We start from the raw sequence: 2,136 nt of genomic DNA, 5'->3' as shown, positions 1-2,136 counted from the left end.
CGCGCTGGTCGCGGCGGAGCTGGCGGAGGGCTTCCACCTGGCGGCGGGGTGGCCGCTGCGGGCGCGGCAGCTGCGGTAGTCGCCGGCCGAGCACGTGCTGGTGGTCGTCGTGCACCACATCGCGTTCGACGGGTGGTCGTGGGACGTGTTCGCCCGCGAGCTGGCCGCGGGCTACGGCGGGGTGCCGCTGCCGGAGCCGCCCGTGCAGTACGCGGACTTCGCCGCGTGGCAGCGGGAGTCGGCGGAGAACCTGGACGACCAGCTGGAGTTCTGGCGCGGCCGGCTGGCGGGCCTGGCGCCGCTGGAGCTGCCCACCGACCGGCCGCGCACCGGGTCGTGGGACCCGACGGGAGCGGCCGTCCGGGTGGAGGTGCCCGCCGAGCTGGCCGGTCGGCTGGCCGAGCTGGGCCGGTCCCGCCGGGCCACGCCGTTCATGGTGCTGCTGGCGGCGTACCAGGTGTTCCTGCACCGGCACACCGGCGCCGCGGACATCGCCGTCGGGTGCCCGGTGGCGGGTCGTCCGCTGGCGGAGGTGGAGGACCTGGTCGGGTTCTTCGTCAACACGCTGGTGCTGCGCACGGACCTGGGCGACGACCCGAGCTTCGAAGGGCTGCTGGACCGGGTGGCGGAGACGGCGCTGGCCGCGTTCAGCCACCAGGACGTGCAGTTCGAGCGGCTGGTCTCCGAGTTCGAACCGGACCGCGACCTGTCGCGCAACCCGCTGGTGCAGGTGGCGTTCGGGCTCAACGAGATCTCCGAGGGCCGGTTCGCGCTGCCCGGTCTCGCCGTGGAGGAGGTCGACGTCGACTGGACGTCCTCGTCGTTCGACCTGGGCCTGCACTTCGAGCGCCGCCCCGACGGGGCGCTGACCGGCGCCCTGACGTACCCGACCGCGCTGTTCGACGCCGGCACCGCCGAGCGGATGGCCCGCCGGTACGTGCGGCTGCTGGAGAGCGTCGCCGCCGCGCCCGGTCTGCCGATCAGCGAGCTGGAGCTGCTGCCGGGCGACGAGGTCCGGCTCCTGGTCGACGAGTGGGGAACCGTGCCGGGCGGCGGCGTGCCGCCGGGGTGCTTCCCCGACCTGTTCGCCGCCCGCGCCGCCGCGCACCCCGACAAGACCGCCGTGCTGTTCGGCGACGGTCGGATGACCTACGGCGAGCTGGACGCCCGGTCCACCCGGCTGGCCCGGCGGCTGCGGTCGCTCGGGCTGGGCCGGGGCGCCACCGTGGGGGTGTGCCTGGAGCGCGGCTTCGACGCCGTGGTGTCCCTGGTCGCGGTGCTCAAGTCGGGTGCGGCCTACGTGCCGTTCGACCCGGCGAACCCCGCCGACCGCCTGGCGTTCCTCGTCGCGGACGCGCGGGTGGGCGCGGTGGTGGCCCGGTCGGACACGGCCGCGCTGTTCCCGGACAGCCCGGTGATCGCCCCGGACGACGTGGCGGACGAGTCCGCGGCGAGTCCGGAGTGGACGGTCGAGCCGGGTGATCCCGCCTACGTCATCTACACGTCCGGGTCGACCGGGCAGCCGAAGGGCGTGCAGGTCGAGCACGGGTCCTACGCCGAGCACGCCCTGGTGATCGCCCGGGAGTACGGGATCACCGCGGACGACCGCGTGCTCTCGCTGGCGTCCCTGGCCTTCGACGGGTCGCTGGAGCAGATCGGCGCACCGCTGCTGGCCGGTGCGTCGGTGCTGCTGAGCGACCCGTTGTTCTGGACGCCGGAGGAGCTGGCCGAGCGGCTGCGCCGGTTCCGGATCACCAGTATGAACATCACCCCGCACTACTACCGCGAGCTGATGTCCGTGGTCTCCCCCGACGACGTCCGGTCGCTGCGGATGATGAACGTCGGCGCGGACGTGGTGACCGCCGACGACGCCCGGCGCTGGCACGAGCTGGGCCTCCCGGGCCGCTTCGTGGCGTGCTACGGCCCGACCGAGGCGACGATCTCCAGCTTCCTGCACTGGGCGGTGGAGTCGGATCTGGACGCGCCGGCGCTGCCCATCGGCCGGCCGGTCCCGGGCACCAGCGCGTACGTGCTCGACGACCGGGGACGTCCGGCGCCCGTGGGGGTGCCCGGTGAGCTGCACCTGGGCGGGCTGCGGGTGGCCGCCGGGTACCTGAGGCGCCCGGCGCTGACCGC

General features: G+C 74.8%; 1 protein-coding gene. It reads left to right on the top strand.

Going from position 1 to position 2,136, the window contains the following annotated elements; genetic code table 11:
• Positions 1 to 109: 109 nt before the first annotated feature.
• The coding region (locus tag AB0G02_RS36540) for an AMP-binding protein (protein WP_360803965.1) at positions 110 to 2,136 on the top strand (2,027 nt) is incomplete at its 3' end.

It is taken from the genome of Actinosynnema sp. NPDC023658 (assembly GCF_040639995.1).
In the GTDB taxonomy this organism is placed as follows: domain Bacteria; phylum Actinomycetota; class Actinomycetes; order Mycobacteriales; family Pseudonocardiaceae; genus Actinosynnema.
The sequence above is the reverse complement of the archived record's forward strand: the minus strand, read 5'-3'. Positions and strand labels throughout refer to the sequence as shown.